Origin of the sequence: Duganella sp. Leaf126 (assembly GCF_001423125.1) — a bacterium.
Classification (GTDB): Bacteria; Pseudomonadota; Gammaproteobacteria; order Burkholderiales; family Burkholderiaceae_D; genus Rugamonas.
The window spans coordinates 438,143-454,012 of sequence record NZ_LMNW01000012.1; the positions used below are offsets into that span (position 1 = coordinate 438,143).

The 15,870-nt window shown below is 65.0% G+C and carries 14 protein-coding genes; 6 read left to right on the plus strand and 8 right to left on the minus strand.

Annotated features, from left to right (window positions below; translation table 11 throughout):
* Positions 1–23 precede the first annotated feature (23 nt).
* Positions 24–341, minus strand: a complete 318-nt coding sequence (locus ASF61_RS09640; protein WP_056154528.1) for a hypothetical protein — start codon at positions 339–341, stop codon at positions 24–26.
* Between the two features lie 132 nt (positions 342–473).
* Positions 474–1,319 carry an archaetidylserine decarboxylase gene (gene asd, locus ASF61_RS09645; protein WP_056154531.1) on the minus strand — a complete coding sequence of 282 codons (846 nt, stop codon included), beginning with the start codon at positions 1,317–1,319 and terminating at the stop codon, positions 474–476.
* Between the two features lie 225 nt (positions 1,320–1,544).
* Here asd and ASF61_RS09650 point away from each other — a divergent pair, with 225 nt between their 5' ends.
* The 3 genes from ASF61_RS09650 (at position 1,545) to ASF61_RS09660 (ending at position 5,293) form a co-directional block, all read left to right on the plus strand.
* On the plus strand, positions 1,545–3,800 hold the full coding sequence (locus tag ASF61_RS09650) for a TonB-dependent siderophore receptor (protein ID WP_056154535.1): 2,256 nt from the start codon (positions 1,545–1,547) through the stop codon (positions 3,798–3,800).
* 353 nt (positions 3,801–4,153) lie between these two features.
* Positions 4,154–4,444, plus strand: coding sequence for an H-NS family nucleoid-associated regulatory protein (locus ASF61_RS09655; RefSeq protein ID WP_056154538.1), 291 nt, complete (start codon positions 4,154–4,156; stop codon positions 4,442–4,444).
* Between the two features lie 231 nt (positions 4,445–4,675).
* Positions 4,676–5,293 (plus strand): LON peptidase substrate-binding domain-containing protein, encoded by a 618-nt coding sequence (locus tag ASF61_RS09660; protein WP_056154541.1) that lies wholly within the window; start codon positions 4,676–4,678, stop codon positions 5,291–5,293.
* Between the two features lie 20 nt (positions 5,294–5,313).
* Here the strand turns inward: ASF61_RS09660 and ASF61_RS09665 are convergent, their stop codons facing one another.
* The 4 genes from ASF61_RS09665 to ASF61_RS09680 all read right to left on the minus strand — a co-directional run bounded on the left by ASF61_RS09665 (position 5,314) and on the right by ASF61_RS09680 (position 8,541).
* The gene (locus tag ASF61_RS09665; RefSeq protein ID WP_056154544.1) at positions 5,314–6,291 is read right to left on the minus strand and encodes a DMT family transporter; all 978 of its coding nucleotides are present in this window, start codon (positions 6,289–6,291) and stop codon (positions 5,314–5,316) included.
* Between the two features lies 1 nt (position 6,292).
* A complete protein-coding gene (locus tag ASF61_RS09670; protein ID WP_056154546.1) occupies positions 6,293–6,598 on the minus strand; it encodes a DUF1294 domain-containing protein in 306 nt (101 codons plus the stop codon).
* A gap of 2 nt (positions 6,599–6,600) precedes the next feature.
* Positions 6,601–7,659 carry a tryptophan--tRNA ligase gene (gene trpS / locus ASF61_RS09675; protein ID WP_056154549.1) on the minus strand — a complete coding sequence of 353 codons (1,059 nt, stop codon included), beginning with the start codon at positions 7,657–7,659 and terminating at the stop codon, positions 6,601–6,603.
* Positions 7,660–7,899: 240 nt separating this feature from the next.
* Complete coding sequence (locus tag ASF61_RS09680; RefSeq protein WP_056154552.1) at positions 7,900–8,541, minus strand: HD domain-containing protein; 642 nt, start codon at positions 8,539–8,541, stop codon at positions 7,900–7,902.
* Between the two features lie 217 nt (positions 8,542–8,758).
* Here ASF61_RS09680 and ASF61_RS09685 point away from each other — a divergent pair, with 217 nt between their 5' ends.
* Entirely contained in the window at positions 8,759–9,253 is a 495-nt protein-coding gene (locus ASF61_RS09685; RefSeq protein ID WP_056154555.1) for a chemotaxis protein CheW, read from the plus strand.
* A gap of 306 nt (positions 9,254–9,559) precedes the next feature.
* Here the strand turns inward: ASF61_RS09685 and ASF61_RS09690 are convergent, their stop codons facing one another.
* Positions 9,560–10,282: a reverse transcriptase-like protein gene (locus ASF61_RS09690; RefSeq protein WP_056154558.1), complete on the minus strand. Its 723-nt coding sequence runs from the start codon at positions 10,280–10,282 to the stop codon at positions 9,560–9,562.
* Entirely contained in the window at positions 10,282–10,803 is a 522-nt protein-coding gene (locus ASF61_RS09695) for a YXWGXW repeat-containing protein (RefSeq protein ID WP_056154560.1), read from the minus strand. The genes ASF61_RS09690 and ASF61_RS09695 overlap by 1 nt, the downstream gene beginning before the upstream one ends.
* Positions 10,804–11,155: 352 nt before the next feature.
* Between ASF61_RS09695 and ASF61_RS09700 the strand changes: the two genes are divergently transcribed.
* Positions 11,156–13,453, plus strand: a complete 2,298-nt coding sequence (locus tag ASF61_RS09700) for a hypothetical protein (RefSeq protein WP_056154563.1) — start codon at positions 11,156–11,158, stop codon at positions 13,451–13,453.
* A gap of 16 nt (positions 13,454–13,469) precedes the next feature.
* Positions 13,470–15,851, plus strand: a complete 2,382-nt coding sequence (locus ASF61_RS09705) for an SUMF1/EgtB/PvdO family nonheme iron enzyme (protein ID WP_056154568.1) — start codon at positions 13,470–13,472, stop codon at positions 15,849–15,851.
* The last annotated feature ends 19 nt before the right edge of the window (positions 15,852–15,870 follow it).

Sequence of the window (15,870 nt, forward strand, 5' to 3'; positions counted from 1 at the left end):
CCCGGAACAGGTCGATCGGCTGGTCAGCGGCCCTTGCCGGTGTTGCCGTCGGCACGCGCGCCAGCCGCGTTATAGCGGTGGGTGGTCTGCGCAGCGGCAGCCGAGGCAGCCTGCTTGCTGTCGTAATAGCTGCGTCCCATGTTGCCTTCGCGCACGCTCTGCTCGGAGCGGGCCGGCTGGCGGCCGTGCTGGTTCGTATGATGGTTGCTGGTCGGATTATCGTTGCCCGGATGGCCCACCGCGTGGTTGCCGCTCTCGGACATACCTTGTTCCATCGGATCGTAGTCGTCGTGCGGCATGTTGGCGCCGGGTTTGAAACCACGTTTGTTCGCTTGGCTCATGATAATTCTCCTGGAATGGGCGGGATCGAGAGCATTGATTTAATATTCTCGTCACCCGAAGTCACATTCTAAGCCGCGCTGAAGCAATGCCACGTAGGCGCACATGCCGCGCCATTGTAGGAGCGGACTCGATCAGGCCAGCTCAGCCATTGCTTCGCCGAGACGCACCGGCGCCGCCGGCTGCCACGCCGGATTGAAGCGCAGCGTATCTTTCGGGAACAGCATGACGACCGTGGAACCGAGCAGGAAGCGGCCCAGTTCATCGCCTTTTTTCAACACGATGTGCTGGTCATCGTACGTCCATTCGGTCACCTTGGGCAGGCGCGGCGGATTGACCAGGCCGTGCCACACGGTGGCCATGCTGCCGACGATGGTCGCACCCACCAGCGTCATGACGAACGGGCCGTGCGCAGTGTCGAACACGCACACCACCCGTTCGTTGCGGGCGAACAGGCCGGGAATGCCGCGCGCCGTGGTGGGATTGACCGAGAACAGTTCACCGGGCACATAGATCATGCGGGTCAGTTTGCCATCGACCGGCATGTGGATGCGGTGGTAGTCGCGCGGACTCAGATACAGGTTGGCAAAACTACCATGCTGAAACTTTGCCGCCAGCGCGGGGTCGCCGCCGACCAGGGCCGTGGTGGTGAACCGGTGGCCCTTGGCTTGGAAGATCTGGTCGTCCTCGATCGCGCCGAACTGGCTGATGCGACCATCGACCGGGCAGATGAAGGCGGCGTTTGCCAACGGTCGCGCATCGGGGCGCAGCGCCCGGGTAAAGAATTCGTTGAAGCTGGCATAGCTGGCGATGTCCGGATTCAACGCTTCGCCCATGTTCACATCGTACCGGCCGACGAACCAGCGGATCAGGCGCGTGGTCATGGCGCCGCCCCTGGCGCCGGCCACGCGGCCGGCAAAATTGGTCAGCGCTCCCTTGGGAAGCAGGTATTGGGGCAAAACGGCAAGGCGGTCGGACACGATGGCAATCCAATAACGGAGGAACGATCGCGCATTATAAACGGATCGTCGCGGTTGTAACGCTGTTGTCACCACGTCACCGGCACTCAGATTTTTACCAGCTGCCGTTATGAAATTTCACCAAACTGCGGCAGACGCGCCACAGCGGCCAACTTCGTCATGAATGTTTAATACAGGCAATGCATAATAACGGATTCCATCATTTAACATTCTCCCGGTCACGCCATGTCCACGCCCATCCTGCGTCCTACCCGGATCGCCGCCGCCGTTTGCGCCATCTGTCTTGCCACCAGCCTCCACCCGCCGGCCCATGCCGACGAGGCGCCGGACGGCGCCAAGTCGCGGTCGGACGGCGCGGTGAAGCCGGTGATGCAGATGGTGATGATCAAGGGCAGTGCCGCCACCTACGATGCGCGCCGCAACGACACCGCCAGCAAGGTGGTGGTGGGGAGCGAGGAAATCCAGAAATACGGCGACACCTCGGTCAACGACGTGCTCAAGCGCCTGCCCGGCATCACCGTCGGTGGCGCTGCCGGGCGCGGCGGCGGTGAAATCCGCATGCGCGGCCTCGGCGCCGGCTACACGCAAATCCTGATCAATGGCGAGAAGGCGCCGGCCGGCTTCTCGATCGACAACCTGTCGCCGGATGTGATCGAACGCATCGAGGTACTGCGCGCGGCCAGCGCCGAGTTTTCGACCCAGTCGATCGCCGGCACCATCAACATCGTGCTCAAGAAGACCGTCAAGCTCGATCAGCACGTGGTCAAGCTGAGCGCGGCCAAGGGTAGCACCTTCTGGTCGCCGGGCGCCAGCCTCCAGTGGTCGGATCGCGACGGCGCGCTGTCGACTTCGGTCAGCGCCAACGCCTGGCGCTATCAGTACGCCCGCACCACGCCCAGCGTCGAGACCGGCAGCGATGCGTTCGGCACGCCCGACGTGGCGCGCGCTTCGACCTGGGCCGACCGCGGCCGGTCGGACGGCGTCAACCTGTCGCCGCGCCTGAACTGGGCGCTCGGCGACGGCGACACGCTGACCTGGCAAACCTTTGTCAACTACAACACCTTCGACAGCAACAACCAGAGCCTGACCAGCGTGGCGCTGGCCGCCGATCCGGGCCCCGCTTACGACCGCATCGATGGCCGCTTCAACAGCCACAACGGTTTCGCCCGGACCGATCTGAACTGGGTGAAGCAGCTGGACGACGGCGCCAAGCTCGATGCCAAACTCGGGATCAACGGCAGCCGCAACGCATCGGACGGTTACAACCTGGGCAGCAAGGATGGCGCCGCGCCCACGCTCGAGCGCAACGTCACGTCCACCACCACCGAGCAGGGGCTGAGCAGCCAGGGCAAGTATTCGCGCCCGCTGGTGCTGGGAATGGCCCGCGATGGCGAGGACGCGCCCGAGCACGCGCTGGCGCTGGGCTGGGACGTCGGTGTGACCGGGCGCGACGACCAGCGGCGCCAGCGCGAGGCGCCGCTGCCGGGCAGCGATCCGACCAATTTCGACGAGGATTTTTCCGCGCGCGTCACCCGCGTGGCCGTGTACGGGCAGGACGAGTGGAACGTCACCCCGCGCTGGTCGGTGTACGCCGGCGTGCGCTGGGAGGGTTACCGGACCGAGATCGACGGCGCCGGTTTCGACCCGGTCAACGAACGTTCCAGCGTGCTCAGCCCGCTTTTCCAGACGCTGTACAAGCTGCCCAACAAGAAGGACCAGCTGCGCCTGGCGCTCACGCGGACCTACAAGGCGCCCGCCACGGCCAACATGGTGCCGCGTAACTTCATCTCCGCCAACAACAGCCGGCTCGACCCTGACCGCCGCGGCAATCCGCGCCTGAAGCCGGAGGTGGCGCTGGGCCTCGACGCCTCGATCGAGCATTATTTCGGTGACAGCGGCGCCATGCTCAGCGCCAGCGCCTCGCTGCGCCAGATCGACGATTACACCCACAACGTGCTGATGCAGGAGGGCGAGCGCTGGCTGGCGATGCAGGTCAACGACGGCCGGGCAGCAACGCGCGGCATCGAACTGGAAGCGAAGTTCCCGCTGCGGGTGGTGCTGGACGCGGCGCCGGCGCTCGACGTGCGCGCCAGCGTCAGCCGCAACTGGTCGCGGGTGGACAGCGTGCCGGGGCCGGACAACCGGCTCGACCAGCAAGTGCCGCTGAGCGCCACGGTGGGCCTCGATTATAAAACTGCCGATGGCGAACTCAGCACCGGCACCAGTTTCAGCTTCCGCAATGGCGGCCTGGCGCGATTGACCGATACCCAGAGCGGCTACAACTCGGTGCGCCGCGATCTCGATGTTTATGCGTTGTGGAAAATCGACACGCGGAATAATCTGCGCGTGGCCGTGTCGAATTTACTGGCCCAGGATTACACCACAGAATCCCTGTACGCCGATGCCCAGGGAACCTCGGCGCGTTCCACCGTCAATGCCGGAGAAACCCAGTTCCGCGTCACCGTGGAACGCCGGTTTTAAGCCGGGTCTTGCCGGGTGGCGCTGCGCCACCCGGATAATTTTTGTGGCATATAATTGGTACAAGGCCTGCCGATTCAAATCGCTTAAACTCCGCACCAGTATCACCAGGCACCGTTCTGGCCCTGCACTTACTCCTCCCCTTAGTCCCGATAAGCAAGTCATGATATTGATCGAAGCCGTCTTCGATCAGCGACGACACTTGTGGAAAAACTCCGGATTTATAGTTATATTGGCATTTGTAACGTGCGCTATGGAGAAAACCGCCAGAGTTATGGTAAATTGCGTCTATAAAATTCTCACACATTCTCACCTGTGATTTTTTTGTAATCAACCGCCGCTAAGAAGGATACGAGATGACCACCTATCAAGAGTACAAAGCCAAGATCGCCGAACTGGAAAACCTGGCTGAAAATGCACGTAAAAACGAGATTACCAAAGCCAAAGAGCAAATCGCCACCATCATGCGCGATTACGGCCTGACCGTTGCCGACCTCGGCACTGTGACCAAAGCCAAGCCGGTCAAAACCCGTGCGCCGGTGCCAACCAAATACCGCGATGAGGCGACCGGCCAGACTTGGACCGGACGCGGCCGTGCTCCGAAATGGCTGGAGGGTAAAGACAAGAACCAGTACCTGATTAAATAATCGTTTAGTGGGCAATGCAGTACTGGTTTTTTCAAGGTCATCTGCAAACCCGATTGCAATCTAGCACGCGCGTGATCGCCGGCAGCGGCAAATGCCCGGCGATTAACGCGTGTGTTGTCTTGTTCTGTTGATTCTTGTCGATCGCTGTACGCTATCCGACAGCCGTTGCTTTTCTGATGAAAGGTATGCGCGTGGAAACCTTCAACCCCGGTTTCGTGCGATGATGCTGGCATGCCTTCGATTCCTCTCTTTCCCCTCAATACGACGTTGTTCCCTGACGGACATTTGCCCTTGCAGGTGTTCGAAGTGCGTTATCTGGACATGGTCAAACGCTGTATCGAAAACGACGAGCAATTCGGCGTGGTGTCCCTGCTCGAGGGCAGCGAAACCCGCGTGCCCGATCAGCACGATACCTTGGCCAACGGCGGCACGATGGCCCGGATTACTGAATGCGTGACGCCGATGGCGGGTTTATTGCAGATATCGTGCATCGGCACCACGCGTTTTCATGTGCGTTCCACGCACCAGTTAAAACACGGTTTATGGATGGCCGACGTCGAGAATGTCGATGACGACATGGTGGTGCCCATTCCCACCGAACAGCAGGATGTAGCGGATGCGCTCGGTTCGCTGATTCGATCTTTGCAAAAAAAACAGATTTCAATTGCCAAAATGCCGCTGGCGCCGCCGTATCGATTAGATGAGGCCGGTTGGGTGGCCAATCGCTGGTGCGAATTACTGCGTCTGCCGCAAGAGGAAAAACAACGGCTGCTGTTGCAGGAAAATCCCGTGCTGCGCCTGGAATTAATCCAGGATGTACTCAGCGAAAATGGTTTGCTCGACCAATAAGGTCATCGGCCGGGCCTGTTTCAATCCCCGGCATGCACCCGCGCGGCACCGTCGAGGGCGTGGACCCGCACCGACCACATCACGCCCAGCACCAGCAGGCCGATGGCGGCCAGCTCCAGCGTCCGCGGCCATTGTTGGTGGTAGATGAATCCGTAGCCGAGCGCGAACAGCGTCTCGAACAGGATCAGCTGGCCCGACAGGGTCAGCGGCACCGTGCGGCTGGCGATATTCCATAGATGGTTGCCGATCACCGAGGCGCCCAGCGCCAGCACGCCATTGACGATCCAGAACACCGACCAGTCGCGCCCGCTTAACAGTGCGCCGGCGCCGGTGACGTCGCGGTGGAACAGGGCCAAGCCAAGCGCGGCGATCGCCAGCGCGATCAGCCCGCTGGACACGCCGTACAGGGCCGACCATTCGCCGCTGCTGAAATGGGGATTGCGTTTCAGGTAGCGCGCATTGTCCACCGAATACCAGGTCCAGCACAGCAGGGCGCCGGCAGCGCAGGCCACGCCGGCCAGCCTGACCGGCAGCGTTGCCTCGCCACCTGCCGCGCCATGCGTCAACACGTCGAGATTGATGCAGACGATGCCGGCCGCCACCAGCAGCAGCGGCCAGGCCAGGCGGTGCAGCGCAACCGCGCCGTGGTCCTTGCGCCCCATGAGCGTGACGCTGATCGGCAGCACGCCGATGATCAGCGAGGTGGCGGACACGCCGGCCATCTGGACGCCCAGCGCCAGCAACATGTAATAGACGATGTTGCCGGCCAGCGCATGCTTGACCATGGCGGTCACGTCGCTGCGATCGAGCCGGCGCAGCAGCGGCAGCAGGCGCCGCCCGAGCAGGCTGGCGGCGATCAGGCCGTAGGCGATGTAGCGGCCGCACGCCATTTCCAGCGGTGTGAACGCCGTCAGATAGGCAGGCGCGACAAACACCATGCCCCACATGGCGCCAGCCAGCAGGCCGCACAGCACACCTTTCAGGACACTGTTGTTCATGTCAGCGGCGCCAGGCCAGCCAGGCCGCAGCCGCCAGCGCCGTTACGTTGAGCGCCACCGTCAGCCAGAATTTCACCTGGAACGCGGTCTTGGCTGTCTTGTGGCGCAGGCGGCGCTGGGCCAGCCAGCCGCCTGGCCAGCCGCCCAGCAAGCCGGCCAGCAGCAGCACCCGCTCCGGGATGCGGCGCGCCCCTCGCCTGGCCGCCGCCTTGTCGATGGCATAGGCGATGTAGCATGCGGTGCTGGCCACCGCATACACCGAGGCCAGCCACATCAGCAGCAGGGGCCAGACTGCCGGCGCGGACATGCTCAGAAGTAGGACAGGCCGAGCGCGGCCTTCACTTCCTCGGCGGTCCTGGCGGCCACTTCGCGCGCCTGCAACGTGCCTTCCTTAAGCATTTGCATGATGTAACCCTTGTCCTGGGCCAGTTCCTCGCGGCGCGCCCGGATCGGCGCCAGCATTTCCTGCAGCACCAGTTCCAGGCGCTTCTTGACGATCGAGTCGCCCAGGCCGCCGCGTACATAGTGGGCCTTCATCTCGGCCAGCTTGTCCTGCTCGGGATCGAAGGCGTCGAGGTAGATGAAGGCGACGTTGCCTTCCAGGTGGCCGGGGTCTTCCACGCGCAGGTGCAGCGGGTCGGTATAGACCTTCTTGACGGCCGCAGTGATCTCGGCGGCGCTGGCGCCGAGGTTGATGGTGTTGCCGAGCGACTTGCTCATCTTGGCCTTGCCGTCGGTGCCGGGCAGGCGGCCGATGTCGGGCACCAGCGCCTTGCACTCGACCAGCACGTCGCGGTTGGCGATGCGGTTGAAGCGGCGCACGATCTCGTTGGTCTGCTCGATCATCGGGATCTGGTCTTCGCCGACCGGCACGATCGACGCCTTGAACGCCGAAATGTCGGCCGCCTGCGAAGCCGGGTAGGTCAGGAAGCCGGCCGGGATGTCGCGCTCGAAACCGCGCAGCGTGATCTCGGCCTTGACGGTCGGGTTGCGCTCCAGGCGCGCCACCGTCACCAGGTTCAGATAATAGAAGGTCAGTTCGGCCAGCTCCGGGATCTGCGACTGGATCAGGATCGTCGACTTGGCCGGATCGATGCCGACCGCGAGGTAGTCGAGCGCCACTTCGACCACGTTGCGGTGGACCTTGTTGATGTCGTCCATATTGTCGGTCAACGCTTGCGAGTCGGCCAGCATGATGAACTGCTTGTAGTCGTCCTGGTAGGTCACGCGGTTGCGCAGGCTGCCCACGTAGTGGCCCAGGTGCAGCGGGCCGGTGGGACGGTCACCGGTCAGGATCACGGTCGGACCCTGGGCAGCATTGGCAGCGGGGGCGGAAGAAACAACTTGGGACTGGTCTGGCTGGTTCATCGGGCAGTATTCCTGGGGTTGCCCCGGACCGGCTCGACGAATAAAAAACGCCACCAGACCAGGGCGGCGTTGATAAAAATATCACATCACTATCGTTAAACAGTGGCCGCGCTTGCTAGGAGCGGCGCCAATCGATCAGCAATGTGGTGAAAAAATTCATGGACGTATGGTTGCAGTTCGGCGGCGGTCTGTCAAGGCCGCTCCGCCAGTCACCGCTGCCCGTGCACCATGGCGCGGCCACTAGCACCATTCGCCGGCGAAACGCTCGCGGAACGCCAGCAGCTCCTGCAGCCGCTCTTCGCCCAGGCGGCGGCCGGTGGCGGTTTGCATCATGGCGGGCAGGGTGGCCAGCTTGGTCTCGATGTGGTCGAGCGCATAGGCGCGGTCGTCACGCTCGCGGTGGCGCGCCAGCGGATCCTGGCCATGCGCCAGGCGCGACCCCATGCGGCCGGCGATGTAGAACAGCCGTGCCAGGCCGACCGCGCCCAACGCGTCGAGACGGTCGGCGTCCTGCACGATCTGCGCTTCGATGGTGCGGGCGGGCAGGGCGGCGGAAAAACTGTGGCATTCGATGGCGTGGGACACGGCGTCTAGCCGTTGCGCCGGAAACTCGCGCGCCGCCAGTTCGCGCACGGCCAGCGCGGCTGCCTGGCGCGAGGCCAGATGGCGCTGCGGGTGATTCTTGGGCAGGTTGACCAGGTCGTGCAGATAGCACGCGGCCAGCACGACCAGCGCGTCCGCTTCTTCGTGCTCGGCCAGCAGCAGCGTTGCATTGCGCCACACGCGGTGCAGGTGATTGATGTCGTGCGCACCATCGTCGTCCTGTCCGGCGCTGACCAGGGCGATCAGGCGCGGCTGCCAGTAATCGAGCAAACTGTCCATGAAACTCCACATCAAATGCCCATGATACCGCGCGCCGCCGTCCGCTGAAATGCCAACGAGGCTGAATGTTGTCTCCGAGATAATTGCACGGACTGCAAAGGTTGTCGGTCTGACCAGCCGATTATGTGCGTTCGGTGCTTCAAGTCACGAATAGTTAATGTCAAGAAACTTGGCTTAGGGTAACATTACGCCATATTTTTCATCAAGGACTCACACCATGACCAGCAATGTCAGCGAATTGCACCCCAACTCCACCGCCGGCGAATACCTGGCCTTCACGCTCGGCCAGGAAGAATACGGCATCGACATCCAGAAAGTGAGCGAGATCCGCAGCTACGAAACCCCGACCCGCATCGCCAATGCGCCGGAATTCGTCAAGGGCGTGGTCAATCTGCGCGGCATCATCGTGCCGATCGTCGACATGCGCATCAAGTTCAACCTCGGCGAGCCGGGCTACGACCAGTTCACGGTGGTCATCATCCTCAATATCGGCAACCGCGTGGTGGGCATGGTGGTCGATCGCGTATCGGATGTGACCACGCTGACCCACGAGCAGATCAAGCCGGCGCCGGAAATCGGTTCCGCCATCAACACCGACCACATCGTCGGCCTGGGCACGATCGAAGACCGCATGCTGATCCTGGTCGATATCGACAAGCTGATGTCGAGCGAAGACATGGGGCTCATCGAAAAAACCGCCCTGGCAGCGTAGGCACGGCGATAAACCTACTGCGCGGTCCGCTATCGCCGCTGCGTTGCTCAGCGTACTGAAGTACGCTTGCGCTACTCGCGACGATATCGGATCGCTCGCTACGGTTTCTCGCCGTGCCTGCGGCCGGAGATAAACTTATTACGCGGTCCGCTATCGCCGCTGCGTTGCTCAGCGTACTGAAGTACGCTTGCGCTACTCGCGACGATATCGAACCGCTCGCTACGGTTTCTCGCCGTGCCTGCGGCCGGAGATAAACTTATTGCGCGGTCCGCTATCGTCGTGCCTGCGGCAATAAGCCATTGTGCGCTAAGGTTCCTCCGCCATATGGTCTATCGCTTGCTGCGACAAGCGGTCTGCTTCGCTGTTGCGGTGGCGCGGGATCCATTGCAGGTGGCTGGTGGCCGTTTGCTGCATCAGCGCCAGCACGCGGGCGCGGTAGTCTTCCAGCCCCCTGGCTGTGCTGGCCGTCCTGGCGCCGGCCGGCGCCTGATTTTCCGTCATCCCCGCATGTACATCGTTGATCACCACCTGGCTGTCGCCGTACAGCAGCAGGTTGTGCGCGCCTGCGTCCACGGCTGCGGCAAGCAGCGCGGTCAGGGCCAGGTATTCGGCGACGCTGCTGTTACCGTGGCCGGCCCGGCGGCTGATCTCGACCCGTTCGCCATGGGGGCCGCACAGCAGGGCGCCGATGCCGATCCGGCCCGGATTCGGATGGGCCGAACCGTCGAACCAGCCGCGCCAGCGGTCCGGCGGCGGCGTCTTTTGCGCCTGGCGCAGCGCCAGCTCGTGCGCCTGCTGCGCGCGGCGGCTGGTGCGCCGTTCTTCTTCGCGCTGGCGCGCCTGGGCGCGCACTGCCAGCAGCTCGGACAGGTCGGCCAGGCCGTCGCGGCTTGCTGCCGTCGTCAGCACCTGCGCCAGCGCCTGCGACATGGTGATGTGGCTGCGCGCGGCCAGACGACGCGCGGCCACGCGCTCGCCATGGTAGGCGGCCGTGGCCAGCATCTCAAACGGTGGATCGATATTCGTCATCAATCGCGGCGCGGGTTGTCCGGACGGTGGTCGTAGCGGTTGGCGATGCCGTCGCCATCGCGGTCGCGATCGTAGCGGTTCGGCACGCCATCATGATCGCGGTCGCCCCAGCCGTGGCGGCGGTTATCGTGGTGATGACCGCGGTTGTCGTGGCGGTCGTAGCGGTTGGGGATGCCGTCGTGGTCGCGGTCGCCGTAGGGGCCGCGATTCCAGCGGGCTTGTTCGCGGTACCAGCGGCCCTGGCGCTGCTCCCAGTGCGGCTGCGAGTACACATAGCCGGGGCGTACCGCCACCCAGTTACCGCCGACCCAGACGTGGCGGTTGCTGCGCCAGTCCCAGTAGCCGGGCGACCAGATATAGCCGTGGCGTGGCGGCGGCACGGCTTCGTAGCGCAACGGCGGCGGCGCCTGGCCGATGACCACGCTCACGCCCACCTGGGCGGAAGCGGTCGTGGGCGTGAAGGCGGCAGCGCTCACGGCCAGCAGGGCGGCGGCAAAAACGGTGTGCGGGCGGATGGTCATGGCAGTTCTCCTGTTGAACGATGCATTGTGTGCATGCGCCAATATAACAAGCACGGTGCCGCGCTTGATTAACTGATGCAACTTTTTACATATGACACAAAGTCGGCGGCGAATTGTAAGCGACAGGTAGTGCGGCAGCAGCTGCCGATGCGGTCGGTGCAGTCGCCGAAACAGACGGGTAATTCGCCTTGTAAGCGCGGCAATGGCCTGCCACGGCTGTGGCATCATGATCGGGCGCGCGCAGCCTGGCCCCGGTGCACCGGACCAATCGCGTCGCCCTGCTAGAATCGTCCGGATGGCCGGCGGGCAGCACGCGGCGGGCACCGCGCGATGATAGATCAAGGAGTCTGACATGTTTCAAATGTTTGGGTTTGGCGGCGTCAAATGCCCGCGCTGCGCGCACAAGAGCGACGACCGGTCGGGCTACTGCCGGCATTGCGGCCTGACGCTGGGCGCACCGCGCAGCGACGCCGTCCTGCGCGAGAACCGCTGGGCGCCCGGCGACGACGAGCTGGCCGTGTATTTCGGCGTGAACGCCTTGACGGCCATCTTCGGCAAGACGCTGCGCGTGCCAGCCGCCACCCGCGCCTATGTACTGCAAGCCGACCAGGTCACCGAGGTTCCGCCGGGCGAGTACGATAGCGATGGCAGCGACGGTTTTTTCACGCGCCTGAACCACCTGCAGCGCCAGCAGCCCGCCGAGATCCTGATCACCCGCAGCACTGCGCTGCCGGTGGAGTTGGCGTACGACGACCTGCACACGGCCGAACACCTGAAAATGTCGGCACGGTTCACGCTCGCCATCAGGATCGACAATGTCGCAGCCTTTTCGCGCCACTTCATGACAGCGCCGGGCGCGGTCGGCACGGCGCAGCTGCAGGAGCTGCTGGCGCCGTCGGTGCGCCAGCTGGCGTCGGAATTCGTCGGCAGCCGGTCGATCCGCGACATGGCCGGCAACCCCGACCTGCGTGCGCAACTCGACGAGCGCCTGCACAGCGCACTCAAACAGCGCCTGGCCGCCTACGGCCTCACGGTGGAGCGGACAGAGACTGCCGCGCTGCGCCACGACAAGTTCGACCATAACCGCGACCGCGTCGGCACCCTGTGGCTGGTGGCGGACGAGCGCCAGGCGCAACTGGACCACGTCAGGCAGCTGGACCAGATCTACGACGCCGAAGAATGGCAGGCGATCCGGCGCGAAGAGCACAAGCTGCGCTCGGACTTCCGGCGCGCCGAACTGCGCCAGGACGCCAGTGTCGGCAAGGCCGAACTCACGCTCAGGGAAAGCGAGCGGGTACAGGCATTGCGCGCGCGCGAGGTGGAACTCTACAGCCAGGTCATGGAAGCGAACACCCGCAAGGTGGCCATCGACAAGGGCGCCGGCACCGTGCTGGCCGACCTCGAACACGAACTGGCGCAAAAGAAGATGGTGCGCGCCGGCGAACAGGCCGACTGGGAGCATGTGCGTCACCTGGCGCAGCTCAAGATGCGTACCGAGCTCGAGGTGCTGCAGCAAACCGCTGCCGAACAGCGCCAGCTGGCGCAGCAGCGCCTGGGCCACCAGCTGCGCCAGCAGGCCATCGACAACCAGATCGCCCAGGCCCTGCAGATCGAGGACGAAGCCCATCGCAGGAACGAACTCGCTGCACTGCGCCAGCGCGAAAAGGACGAGAAGGCACGCGAACTGCAGCTGGAACAGGAAGCCCATGATGCCCGCATCCACGGCATGACCGTGGCTGCAGCGGCGCGCCAGCGCGAGGCGGAACGGGTGCAGGAATGGGAAGACCAGCTGGCGCTGGCGCGCCAGCGCGAACTGCTGCGCGGCGATGCGGTCCGCGATGCCGCCAACGCCGTCGAGGTGGCCGAGATCAGCCAGAAGATCGCGCACCTGCGCCGCAGCGGCGAAGAGGCCGACGCCATCGCCCAGTACGAGAAGCTGCTGCGCACCATCGAGGCGGACGGTGTCCACGCGCGCCAGAACCAGGCACTGGGCAAGCAGGCCGCGCTCGACCAGCTGGCCATCGAGGAGCAGCGCCAGATCCTGCGCCAGCGCGAGCGCGAAGCCGAGTGGCAGCAGGAGCTGAAAAAGCTCGACATCGAGCGCGAGGAAAAATACGCACGCTGGAAGGGCGATTACGACGTGCTGCTGGCGCAGCAGGGCCACGAGATCAGCCGCATCGAAGCGATCGGACGCCTGAGCGATATCGGCATGGCGGCCACCGCCAACGAATCGAATGCGCAGGCGGTGGCGCAGATCATGCGCATGCAGATCCAGGGCGGCATGACGGCGGAACAGATCCAGTCGCTGGCGTCGGTCGTGGCGGCCGAGCAGGGCGTCACGCCGGCCGACGCGGCGCGCCTTGCCCACGAGCGCGTGGCCGAGGAACGCCGCCACCGCGACACGGAGCTCGACAAGGACCGCCGCCATCAGCTCGACCTGCTCGATGTACAGAATGTCGCCAATGCCAACGCCCTGACCACCCAGATCCAGGCGGGCATGAACCGGACCGGCGCCGTCACCGGCCATACCCACGGCGCCTGGGACCAGGCCGGCATGCCGCCGGCGCGCCGCTGCCCGAACGGCCATCCGCAGCGCGCCGGCCACCCCGAGGACAAGTTCTGCCCGCAATGCGGCGCTGGCTTGGCCTAGGGTTGGTTACACTGCGATGATGCAATCAGCAAGAGACAAACTACGCGAACTGCGCGCTTTGCACGAAGACGGCCTATTGAGCCTGCAGGAGTTCGATCGTCGCAAGAACGCCATCCTCGATGCGGAATATGCGCCGCCGGGCAGCGCCGCTGCGCCGGCCGCTGCGTTGCATGCGCCGCGCCAGGGGACGGAGCTGGGCCTGATGACGGGCCAGGAGATCGGCCCCCTGCATCGCCGCTACCGGCTCGAACGGTTGATCGGCATGGGCGGCATGGGCCAGGTGTGGCAGGCCACCGACCTGGCCACCCACGCGGAGCTCGGCCATAGCGAAACCGTGGCGCTCAAGATCTTGCCGCCGCAGCTGACCCAGAGCGCCACCCACGCCAAGCTGCTGATCGAGGAAGCGACGCAGGCGCGCCGGCTGGCGCACGAAAACATCGTGCGCGTGTACGAATGGGCGCAGGATCCCGCCACCTCGAGCTATTTCATCATCATGGAATACCTGGAAGGCGAGGACCTGGACGCCTACCTGGCGCGCGAGGGTTCGCTGGCGCTCGACGCCATCTTCCGCCTGCTGTCGCCGGTGGCCGAGGCACTGGCCTATGCCTGGGACAAGCACAAGCTCGTGCACCGCGACCTCAAGCCGGGCAATGTCTTTCTCACCCGCAAAGGCGAAGTCAAGCTGCTCGATTTCGGCATCGCCTCGCGCGCCCGTAATGCCGGCAGCAGCCTGGGGCTGCAGACCCCGAATGCGGGCACGGCGGGCTACCGGGCGCCCGAAGCCGGGGTGCACCAGCGGCAGCCATCGCCACGGCTCGATGTGTACGCGGTCGCGGTGATGATCTACCAGCTGCTCGAGGGGCGGGTACCGTTCGACGACCTGCGCCCGGCCGACTTTCAGCCCTCGGCGCCGCCCGGCCTGACCCCGCGCCAGTGGCAGGTGCTGCAGCAGGGGGTTGCCGTGGTGGCCGAGCGGCGCCAGGCCACCGTCGCGGTGCTGCTGGCCGAGCTGCGCGACGCGGCCGGGCCGTCCGAGGCGGAGCTGGCGCAAGCGGCGCAGCGCGCGCGGGAACGGGAGGAACAGCAGCAGGAGCAACTAGCGCAGCAGGAGGAGCAGCAACGCCAGCAACGCGAACGCGCACAGGCTGCCGCCGTGGCCGCCGCACAGGCCAAGGCGCAGGCCGACGCCCAGGCTGCCGAGCTGGCGCGCGAGGCCGAACGCGAACGGGCCGCCAAGGCCGCCGAGCTGGCAGCGCGGCGCGACGCGCTGGCCAAGGCGGCCGCCATCGAAAAGCTGCGGCTCGAGCAGCAACGCCGCGCGCTGGAAGCCAAACAGCGTGCCGAGGCCGAGGCGGCCGCCCAGGCCCGCAAGCAGGTGCTGCGCGAACAGCTGGCCGCGCGGCGCGACGCCGACGCCAGGCAGGCGCGCGAAGCGCGCGAAGAACAGCAGCGCAAGGCGGCCCAGCTGAAGGCGGAAGCGGCCTACCGCGCCGAGCAGGATCGTCACCGCAAGCAGCAGGCCGAGCGCCATGCGGCCGAACTGGCGGCGCTCATGCCCGGTCCGGCCAGTCCGGTCGCCGACGCCAGCGGCGTGCTGCGCGACCGCTTTGTCGATGGCGCCGGCACCGGTCCCGACCTGGTGCTGATTCCCACCGGCCGCTTCCAGATGGGATCGCACGAGGTGGAGCAGGCAGCGGCAGTCAAGGCAGGCGCCCAGCACAAGTGGCTGCAGCGCGAAGGGCCGCAACACTGGGTCGGCATCGGCCAGTCGTTTGCGCTGGGCCGTTACCCGGTCACGGTCGGCCAGTGGCGCCAGTTCGTGCGCGCCACCGGATGGGAATCGCAATCGGACGTCGACTGGCGCGCGCCGGGCTTCGCCCAGAACGACGAGCATCCGGTGGTGGGGGTGAGCTGGTACGACGCGCAGCGCTACCTGCGCTGGCTGTCGGAGCAAACCGGTCAGACTTACCGCCTGCCCAGCGAGGCGGAGTGGGAATATGCGTGCCGCGCCGGCACCAGGACCGCGTTCAGCTTCGGCGACACCATCGGTGCCGACCAGGCCAATTACGACGCCAACTACGTCTATAACGGCGGTCCGCGCGGTGAATTCCGCCAGGGCACCACCCGTGTCGATGCGTTTGCGCCCAATCCATGGGGGCTGTTCGACATGCATGGCAATGTCTGGGAATGGACCCAGGACGTGGTGCACGACACCTATGACGGGGCGCCGGCCGACGGCAGCGCGTGGGAGACCGGCGGCGACCAGGCGCGCCGCATCCTGCGTGGCGGCTCCTGGCTGTACAACCCGCGCTACCTGCGCTCGGCAGTGCGCAACGGCTATTCGGCCCTGCTGGCCAACGACATCGTCGGTTTTCGCGTGGCCCGCAAGCTGGTCTAGCACATGGGGGAGGCAGGGC

Excerpts from the sequence above, each read along its gene's own strand:
- ASF61_RS09705 (WP_056154568.1), top strand. The coding sequence starts at position 13,470 with ATGATGCAATCAGCAAGAGACAAACTACGCGAACTGCGCGCTTTGCAC.
- ASF61_RS09655 (WP_056154538.1), top strand. The coding sequence starts at position 4,154 with ATGACCACCTATCAAGAGTACAAAGCCAAGATCGCCGAACTGGAAAAC.
- ASF61_RS09650 (WP_056154535.1), top strand. The coding sequence starts at position 1,545 with ATGTCCACGCCCATCCTGCGTCCTACCCGGATCGCCGCCGCCGTTTGC.
- ASF61_RS09665 (WP_056154544.1), bottom strand. The coding sequence starts at position 6,291 with ATGAACAACAGTGTCCTGAAAGGTGTGCTGTGCGGCCTGCTGGCTGGC.
- ASF61_RS09660 (WP_056154541.1), top strand. The coding sequence starts at position 4,676 with ATGCCTTCGATTCCTCTCTTTCCCCTCAATACGACGTTGTTCCCTGAC.
- ASF61_RS09640 (WP_056154528.1), bottom strand. The coding sequence starts at position 341 with ATGAGCCAAGCGAACAAACGTGGTTTCAAACCCGGCGCCAACATGCCG.
- ASF61_RS09690 (WP_056154558.1), bottom strand. The coding sequence starts at position 10,282 with ATGACGAATATCGATCCACCGTTTGAGATGCTGGCCACGGCCGCCTAC.
- ASF61_RS09670 (WP_056154546.1), bottom strand. The coding sequence starts at position 6,598 with ATGTCCGCGCCGGCAGTCTGGCCCCTGCTGCTGATGTGGCTGGCCTCG.
- ASF61_RS09695 (WP_056154560.1), bottom strand. The coding sequence starts at position 10,803 with ATGACCATCCGCCCGCACACCGTTTTTGCCGCCGCCCTGCTGGCCGTG.
- ASF61_RS09680 (WP_056154552.1), bottom strand. The coding sequence starts at position 8,541 with ATGGACAGTTTGCTCGATTACTGGCAGCCGCGCCTGATCGCCCTGGTC.
- ASF61_RS09700 (WP_056154563.1), top strand. The coding sequence starts at position 11,156 with ATGTTTCAAATGTTTGGGTTTGGCGGCGTCAAATGCCCGCGCTGCGCG.
- ASF61_RS09685 (WP_056154555.1), top strand. The coding sequence starts at position 8,759 with ATGACCAGCAATGTCAGCGAATTGCACCCCAACTCCACCGCCGGCGAA.
- trpS (WP_056154549.1), bottom strand. The coding sequence starts at position 7,659 with ATGAACCAGCCAGACCAGTCCCAAGTTGTTTCTTCCGCCCCCGCTGCC.